We start from the raw sequence: 8,037 nt of genomic DNA, 5'->3' as shown, positions 1-8,037 counted from the left end.
CGGCGGCCGCCCGCGCCCGCGGGAAGTGAGCGGGGCCCGGCCCCGGAGCACCGGGGCCGGGCCGTGGCCGGGCGGCCGTGAGCCGCGCCCGATCGAGCGTCCGGTCCGCACCTGAACCGCGTCCGAACCGCGTCCGAACCGCGTTTGGACCGCGTTTGGACCGCGCCCGGACAGGACCGCGGACCACGCGCCGCGAGCCGGCACGGGGGCCGGGCCGGAACCCGCCGGGGCTCCGGCCCGGCCCCCGTGGACCCGTGCCGGCTAGCCCAGATACCTGCGGAGCCCCAGCCGCCCCCACAGCAGGCTCGCACCGAACGACACCGCGACCGTGGCGGCCAGCAGCACCACGAACAGCGGTCCCGCCACCGCGCCCGGCACGTCCGCGGAGACCAGCGGCTCCACGATCGCCGAGATCACCATCACATGCACCATGTAGGCGCCCAGCGCGGCCCCCGCCAGCTTCGACAGCAGCGGGACCCAGCGCTCCGGCACCCGCACCCGGGTCACCATGAGCAGCACGCAGCCGGTCATCACGGCGACCAGGAGGTGCGCGTTGGGGATCACGTAGTGGACGTGGGTGTGGTACCAGAGCACCCCGGCCGCCGTCAGCGCCATCGGCGCCGCCCACACCCACCGCCGTCCCGCCAGGCGGCCCAGGGCCCCGGCCGGCAGGGCGAACAGCATCGCGCCGCCCAGCGCGTACGCCACCTGGTAGACGCCGAAACCCCAGCCGAAGCGCGGCAGGTCCCAGCCGGTCCACCGCTCCAGGTCCCCCATGAGGGAGGGTGCCGACGCGAGCACCAGCAGCACCGCGCCCAGGCCCCACGGCCGCTTCCCGGCCCGTACGAGCACCACGAAGGCCAGGGCGGCGATCAGCGGGATGTAGGCGTACATGAACCACAGGTGGTACGCGGGCCGCACCGACCCGAACAGGCCCTCCAGCGCGAGCCGCGACACCGGCCCGTCGTTGGTGCCCCACGCCCGGCCCCACAGCAGGTAGAGGGCCGTCCAGACGAACAGCGGCACGGAGTTGCGCACGATCCGCTGCCACATGCGGCGGCTGTCGCGCGGCGGTGCGCCGACCAGCACCGCCCACCCGGCGATGGCGAAGTACATCGGCACCGCGAACGGGTTGAGCGCCTCCACGACGTGCCCGGTCCAGTAGGCGCCGGGCCCGTTCGCCTCCTGCCGGTCGACCGCGGCGATGAACACGCCGCCGATGTGGCCCAGCATCACCGCGACCGAGCAGATCAGCCGCATCAGGTCGATGTCGTGCCGGTGCTCGCGGGGCGCGTGCGCCGTCGCCGAGACGGGGGCGGAGACGGGGGCGGGCGCGGAGGAGGACGGGTGGGCGGCGGGCGCCGGGACTCCGGGGAGGGGCGCGTCCCGCACGTGGTCGCTCTGCCCGGAGCCCGCGCCGGCGTCGGGGCCGCGCTCCGGGGTCTGCACGGCTGTTTCGTTGGACACGGAGGCCACTCTCGGGCACCCGGGTGTACGGAGCGGTAACGACGGGCGAACACTGCCGGAGCCGCCCCCGCCCCGCCCCGGGCCGCACCCCGTCCCGCCCGCCCGCGCCGGAGCCGGGCGGCCGGCGCATCCCCGCGGCCGTCGGCTCGTTTGCCGAAACAGTGCCGAAACGGTGGTGGGAGTCACGCCGACTGCCTAGCATCGATCATCGCCGGGACGGCATTGCACAGGTGTTCCCCAGCACCGTCCACACCACCCGTTCCACAGCCGCACTCAGGAGGCTCAATGTTCCGCCGCAGGACCTCGCTCTCCCTCTCAGCCGCGGCGGCGGTGCTCGTCGCGGCGCCGCTGCTGACCGCGTGCGGCAGCGAAGCCCACCCGGGCGCGGCGGCCGTCGTCGGCGGTGAGCGGATCACGATGGAGCAGGTGCAGTCGCAGGTGCGGGCCGTACGGGCCGCGCAGAACGAGTCGGACCGCAGCGCCGAGCTGGTCAGGAACACCGAGCAGCTCACCCGCGGCACGGTCGGCTCCCTGGTCTTCGAGCGGGTGCTGGAGCGGGCCGCCGGGGACGCCGGGGTGACGGTCAGCCGCGGCGAGGTCCAGCGGGCGCGCGAGGAGGCCGAGCGCAACGTGGGCGGCCCCGAGGCGCTGGAGGCGATGATGCTCCAGCAGCGGGCCGTGGCGCCCGACGAGATCGACCGGGCGGTGCGCTCCCAGCTGATGGTCCAGAAGCTGGCGGAGAAGCTGGGCGCCAACCTCCAGACCCCGCAGGGCCAGCAGGAGATCACACAGGCGCTGGCGGAGGCCTCCGAGGAGCTGGACGTGACCGTCAACCCGCGCTTCGGCGCCTGGGACGACAAGCAGATCACCCTGACCGACACCAAGGAGCCGTGGATCAGGAACGTCTCCAGCCCGGACCCGCAGCAGCCCGCCTGACGGCCGGTCCCCGGCCGGCCCGCCGGTCCTCGCCGACGATTCCGCCACTGTTCACCCGGAAGCCGACGCGGCGTCACGCACGCCGCGCGGCGGTCGGGCACTGTTCGGCCTCCCGCCGCCGAACAGTGGAGAGACATGAGGACGAAGAGGCCCGGGGCCGCGCCGCGGGCGTGGCCGGGGATCCCGCGCCTGCGGCCGGGCGCCGCGCGCGAGGCCGAGGCGCGCGCCGCGCTCACCGGATGCGTCCGCGCCTGCGCGGACCGGCTCGCCGAACTCACCGGGCCGTCCGCCCGGCCGTCCACCGGGCCGGGCGGACGGCCGGACGCGGGGCGCGTCCGCCTGGTCGCCGCGCTCGGCGCCCTGATCGCCGCGCACACCGTCCGCGGCGCGGCCGCCGGGCGCTCCTCCGGCCCGGTGGCGGACAAGGAGTGCTTCGACACCCTGCTGCGCGCCGGTGACGCGGCCCTCGACGCGGCGGGGTGCCCGGCGGGGGACACGACCGGGCACACCTCCGGGCGCGCAGCGGCGGACGCCCGCGACCTCCGGCTCGCCCTCCTCCTGGCCGACACCGCCCTGACCGTCCGCCGCAACTCCAGGGCCGCCTGGCTGCTGCGCGCCCGCGCCCTGGAGGGGCTGGGACGCGGCGCCGATTCCGCCGAGGCGTACGAACGCCACCTGGCCCTCTCCGGGCCCGGCCCGGGCGCCCGTGCCGCCGCCGCCCGCCTGGCCGCGCTCACCGAGCGGCGGGAGTGCCTGGCCGGCGCCCTGCGGCTGTTCCCCGCCGACGACTGCCCCGAGGCCCGCGCCTTCGCCGAGGCGGCCGGAGGCGGCCTGCCGGCGTCCGGGGTCCGCGCCGCCTTCACCGCCTACATGGACCACCGTCTGCGCGAGCGCGGCGCGGCCGACCCCGCCGTAAGGGACCTCGCCGCGCTGTACGCCGCGTACTGCCGGCTGGCCGAGCGGGACCGGATGCCCGACCCCCTCCTCGGCGGCGGGAGCGGCAGGGGCGAGGGCGGGGGCGACGGGGAGCCGCTCGCGGTCGGCGACCTGCGCAACGCCGTGGCGGGCCGGACGGTGTGCCTGGTGGCGAACACCCCGCGGCTCGCCGACCACGTGCCGGACGCCGGGATCGACGCCTACGACCTCGTCGTCCGCTGCGACGCCTTCCCCCTGGACGTCCCCGGAGCGGGGGAGCGCACCGACATCCACGCCCTCTCCCACCGCACCACCGCGCGCCTGGACCACCGGGTCGGCATCCGGCTGGTGTTCGGCGACCCGGCCGAGGAGTGGCTGCGCGCGGTACGGCGGCTGGTCCCCGGCGCGCAGCGCCGCGTCGGCGACGCCTCGCTCCGCCACCCGGTGACCGATCCGGCGCTGATCGGCGAGAGCGCCGCGGACCCCGGCCCGACCACCGCCTTCACGATGCTGCGACTGCTGGACTTCCTCGGCGTCTGCCGGGCCGTGGACCTGATCGGCTTCGACCTGCCGGGCCCCGGCCGGCTGCACCCCGCCGAACGCGCCTGGGCCGAGGCCCGGGCCGAGGACAGCACCCCCACGAGGATCTCCCTGCGATGACCGCCTCCCCCGCACCCTCGCCCGCCACCGGTACCGAAGCAGGCACCGCCGACGCCACCGACACCGCCGCCCTGACCGGCAGGCGCCGTATCGCCTTCGCCTGCCACGCCGACGAGGACACCCTCCCCGGCCTGCTGACCCTGCTGCGCAGCCTGGCGCTGACCAACCCCCGCGTCTGCGAGGACTTCCTCCTCCTCCACCCCGGACTGCCCGACTCCGCCCTGGACGCCGCCCGGCGCCTGCACCCCCGGATCACCGCCCGCAGGACGCGGCACGGGCGCTGGGAGGCGCTGCGGGCGCACGAGTACGACACCGTGATCGTGCTGGGCCCGGACATGGTGGTGCTGGGCGACATCGGCCCCCTGCTGCGGCTGCGCCACGGCGTGGGCGCGGTCCCGCAGCTCCCCATGCCCTCCGGCGAGCCCCGCGTGCAGGCGGACGAGGGCCTGCTGGTCCTCCAGCGGGAGTGGCTCGCCGACTCCACCCGCGCCCTGCTGACCGGCGACGGCGTACCCGGGTGCGTCGTGCCCCTCGACGGCCGCCACGACCTCCCCGTCCGCCGCCTGCACGGCGGCCTGCCCGTCCCCGGGGACACGGTGATCCTGCGGTTCGGCGGCGCGGAAGGCACCGGCACCGGACACCGCACCGGCACCGGACACGGGGATGAGTACGCCCCCGCCGAGCGGGCCCGCGCCCGCCACGAGATGGCCGACGACGACTTCCGCACCGCCTACTGCTCCCTCCCCGGCCCCAAGCACCCCGCCCTCCTCACCCATCTCGCCCGCCCCCTGCTGGAGCGCGGCGCCACCGTCGACCTGGCCCGCGCGCTCGCCCTCGTCCACACCGAGGAGGGCCGCTACCGCGAGGCCGTCGAGGTGCTGCTGTCGGTCACCCCCAGGGCCGACCAGCCGCGCTTCCACGAGACGCTGGGCAGCGCGCTGATGGCCGAGTCCCGCCACGCCGAGGCCGAGACCCATCTGCTGCTGGCCACCGCCTCGCCCGCGGTCGCGCCGAAGGCGTTCAGCCGGCTCGCGCGGCTGGCGTGGCTGCGCGGCGACGACGACGCGGCCCGCGCGTACGCCCGCGAGGGGCTCGACGCCGAGCCCGTCAACCGCACCTGCCGCGACCTGGCCCTGCTGCCCGGCGAGCCCGCCCCCGACGTCCCCGGCGACGGGCAGCTCGCGCACGTGGCGCTGTTCGCCTCCGGCCAGGAGAACGCGGGCGACAAGGTGCTCCCCGAGGCCGTACGGCTGTGCTTCGGCGCCGACACCGGACCGCGCCGCTGGCTGCCGGTGCCGGTCCACCGCCTCTTCGACGAGGTGGCCCTGGAGCGCGTGAACGCCCGCCGCGCCCTGGTCGTCGGCGGCGGCGGGCTCTTCCTCCCCGACACCTGGCCCAACGGCAACAGCGCCTGGCAGTGGAACGTCCCCGACGCGATGCTGGAGCGGATCACCGTGCCGCTGGCGGTCCTCGCGGTCGGCTACAACGTCTTCGACGGCCAGGCGTACCGCCGCACCAGGTTCACCGAGAGCCTGCGGGCCCTGGTGGAGAAGGCCGCGTTCTTCGGCCTGCGCAACCACGGCTCGGTCGAACGCGTCCGGGCGCTGCTGCCGCCCTCACTGCGCGAGAAGGTGCGCTACCAGCCGTGCCCCACCACCGTGCTGCGCAGGCTCTCGCCCGGCTGGACCGACCCCGTGCGGCGCGACGACACCGTGCTGCTCAACTGCGCGTACGACCGCGCGGGCCTGCGCTTCGGCCACGACTACGGCCACTTCCTGGCCGAGACGGCCGCCGCGGTGCGCGAACTGGGCAAGCGCGCGGAGGTGCGGTACGCGCCCCACACGCCCGCCGACGAGCGGTTCGTGCACGACCTGCGCCGGGAGCACGGCATCGCGCTGCCCGTCGAGCCGCTCTACGACCTGCCCAACGCCGGGATCTACGAGCGCTTCCGCCGCACCCGCCTGGTCATCGGGATGCGCGGGCACGCCGGGATGATCCCCTTCGGCTGCGGCACCCCGGTCCTCAGCCTGATCTCGCACCCCAAGCTGGCGTACTTCCTGGCCGACATCGACCGCCCCGAGTGGGGGCTGTCCGTGCACGACCGGGAGCTGGGCGCGAAGCTGGCCGAGCGGGCCGCGGCGCTGCTGGACGACCACGACGCGGCGGTGGCCGACGTCCTGGGGCGGCAGCGGCTGCTGTGGGAGACCACCCGCGCCAACCTCGCCGAGCTGGAGCGGTGCCTGGGCGTCCCCGTGGAGGCCGCCGGCCTCGCCGACCCCGGCCCGCCGGTCCCCGCACGGTGACCGGCGCCGATCGGTTACGTTCGGGGCGTGAACCCCTCCAGCGCCGCACCCGCCCCGGCCACCGGCCGCATCGTCCTGCTCACCACCAGCCACCGCGTCGCGCCCGGACTGCTGTCCTGGCCCGCCTGGCAGGCGCTGCGCACGGCCGACCGCGTCCTGTGCCCGGACCCCGGCCACCCGCAGCTGCCGTACGTCCGGGAGGCGGGCGTCGAGGTGGAGACCGCCCGGCCCACCGCCCGTGAGCTGGTGGACGCCTGCACGGGCGCGGACGGAGCCGGCGGCGCCCGGGAGGCGGGCGGCGGCCGGACGGTGGTGGTCCTCGCCGGCGCCGAGGGCGAACCGCGCCTGACCGACGGGCTGGCCCGCCTGGCAGGCTCCGGCCGCGAGGCGATGCCCGAACTGGAGCTGCTGCCCGGCTCCTACGACCTGCCCGGCGCCCGCCTGCTGGACCTGGTGCAGGTCATGGACCGCATCCGCGCCGAGTGCCCCTGGAGCGGCACCCGCACCAGCGAGGACCTGGTGAAGTACGGCATCGAGGAGGCGTACGAGCTGGTCGAGGCCATCGAGGAGGGCGACCGCGAGGCCCTGCGCGAGGAGCTGGGCGACGTGCTGCTCCAGGTGGTCTTCCACGCGCGCATCGCCCAGGACGACCCCGACGAGCCGTTCTCCGTCGACGACGTGGCGGCCGCGATCGTGGAGAAACTGGTCCACCGCCACCCCCACGTCTTCGGCGACGAGACCGCGGCCACGCCGGAGGAGGTCAAGGCCCACTGGATGCGCACCAAGGCGGTCGAGAAGCGGCGCGAGTCGGTCACCGAGGGCATCCCGCTGGGCCAGCCCGCCCTCGCCCTGGCCGCGAAGCTGGCGGGCCGGGCCCGCACCGCGGGCGTCGGCGCCCTCCCGGCGGGCGAGGGCGTCGGCTACGAGCTGCTGGCCCTGGCCGCCCGTGCCGAGGCCGAGGGCACCGACCCCGAGACGGCCCTGCGGGCGGCGGCCCGCACCTACCGGGACGCCATACGGGCGGCCGAGAGCGCCCTCAGGGCGGGCACAGCGGCCCCGGGAGCCGGAGACCGGCAGGAGTGACCCGGGCCGAGTGACCGGGCCGCACGGGGGTACGCGAAGGCCATGAACGGCATCTACGCAGCGGATCACATCCCACTGGCCGCTTCCGATCTGACGATCGGCATCGGCCCCCTCGTCGCGGGGGTCGTGGTGGCGACCCTGCTGGTCCTGGCCGTGGTGTACGGGCTGCGCCTGCTCAATCGCGGCGACGAGGGCATCTCCACCCCGACCGAGGGCCCGGACGAGCCGATCGTCTACGAGGACGGCGTACGCGACGAGGAGGCGCTGCCCCGCGACGGCAGGCGCCGGCTCCCGTACGAGCTCCAGGAGCACGAGGACACCCACCCCGCCGACCCGGACAAGCGCCCCACCTGGAGTCCCGGCAGCAGCGGCGGCTTCGGCTCCGGCGGCCCCGGCCACACCTGATCCGGCCGTACCCGGTCCGGTCGGCGCCCGAACCGGCCGGACCGTTGATGCGCGCCGGGAGGGCCGACAGACTGTGCCCTCATGACCACCCCTGTGACGACCTTCGCGACGGCCCTGGAACGCGGCGCGCGCCGCACCCGTCGTGCGGCGGCCCGGCTCGCCCGCCCCGACGGGCACGGCCGGGGCGCGCAGGTGGCCGTCGGCACGGCCCTGGGTGAGGTAGCGGACCAGGAGGGTTGCGCGTCCAGTGCAGCCCAGGTCCCCGACA

7 protein-coding genes are annotated in these 8,037 nt (G+C 76.4%); 6 read left to right on the top strand and 1 reads right to left on the bottom strand.

Annotation, left to right across the window (positions count from 1 at the left end; genetic code table 11):
• Positions 1-261 precede the first annotated feature (261 nt).
• Complete coding sequence (locus ACLIYP_RS28115) at positions 262-1,392, bottom strand: acyltransferase (RefSeq protein WP_412715908.1); 1,131 nt, start codon at positions 1,390-1,392, stop codon at positions 262-264.
• 360 nt (positions 1,393-1,752) lie between these two features.
• Between ACLIYP_RS28115 and ACLIYP_RS28110 the strand changes: the two genes are divergently transcribed.
• The 6 genes from ACLIYP_RS28110 to ACLIYP_RS28085 all read left to right on the top strand — a co-directional run.
• Complete coding sequence (locus ACLIYP_RS28110; protein WP_412715907.1) at positions 1,753-2,403, top strand: SurA N-terminal domain-containing protein; 651 nt, start codon at positions 1,753-1,755, stop codon at positions 2,401-2,403.
• A gap of 135 nt (positions 2,404-2,538) precedes the next feature.
• The gene (locus ACLIYP_RS28105; RefSeq protein ID WP_412715906.1) at positions 2,539-3,978 is read left to right on the top strand and encodes a hypothetical protein; all 1,440 of its coding nucleotides are present in this window, start codon (positions 2,539-2,541) and stop codon (positions 3,976-3,978) included.
• Positions 3,975-6,281, top strand: a complete 2,307-nt coding sequence (locus ACLIYP_RS28100) for a polysaccharide pyruvyl transferase family protein (protein WP_412715905.1) — start codon at positions 3,975-3,977, stop codon at positions 6,279-6,281. The genes ACLIYP_RS28105 and ACLIYP_RS28100 overlap by 4 nt, the downstream gene beginning before the upstream one ends.
• A gap of 27 nt (positions 6,282-6,308) precedes the next feature.
• Positions 6,309-7,364 (top strand): nucleoside triphosphate pyrophosphohydrolase, encoded by a 1,056-nt coding sequence (locus tag ACLIYP_RS28095; RefSeq protein ID WP_412715904.1) that lies wholly within the window; start codon positions 6,309-6,311, stop codon positions 7,362-7,364.
• A 42-nt stretch (positions 7,365-7,406) separates the two neighbouring features.
• Positions 7,407-7,769, top strand: a complete 363-nt coding sequence (locus ACLIYP_RS28090; protein ID WP_412715903.1) for a DUF6479 family protein — start codon at positions 7,407-7,409, stop codon at positions 7,767-7,769.
• 81 nt (positions 7,770-7,850) lie between these two features.
• A partial coding sequence (locus ACLIYP_RS28085) for a hypothetical protein (RefSeq protein WP_412715902.1) occupies positions 7,851-8,037 on the top strand: 187 nt, incomplete at its 3' end.

Source organism: Streptomyces nanhaiensis (assembly GCF_046614825.1).
GTDB lineage: Bacteria > Actinomycetota > Actinomycetes > Streptomycetales > Streptomycetaceae > Streptomyces > Streptomyces radiopugnans.
Note: the sequence above shows the minus strand (reverse complement) of the source record. Positions and strands in the feature narration are given on the sequence as shown.

Bases quoted from the DNA above. Each gene is read 5' to 3' on its own strand.
- ACLIYP_RS28110 (WP_412715907.1), top strand. From the start codon at position 1,753: ATGTTCCGCCGCAGGACCTCGCTCTCCCTCTCAGCCGCGGCGGCGGTG.
- ACLIYP_RS28105 (WP_412715906.1), top strand. From the start codon at position 2,539: ATGAGGACGAAGAGGCCCGGGGCCGCGCCGCGGGCGTGGCCGGGGATC.
- ACLIYP_RS28100 (WP_412715905.1), top strand. From the start codon at position 3,975: ATGACCGCCTCCCCCGCACCCTCGCCCGCCACCGGTACCGAAGCAGGC.
- ACLIYP_RS28090 (WP_412715903.1), top strand. From the start codon at position 7,407: ATGAACGGCATCTACGCAGCGGATCACATCCCACTGGCCGCTTCCGAT.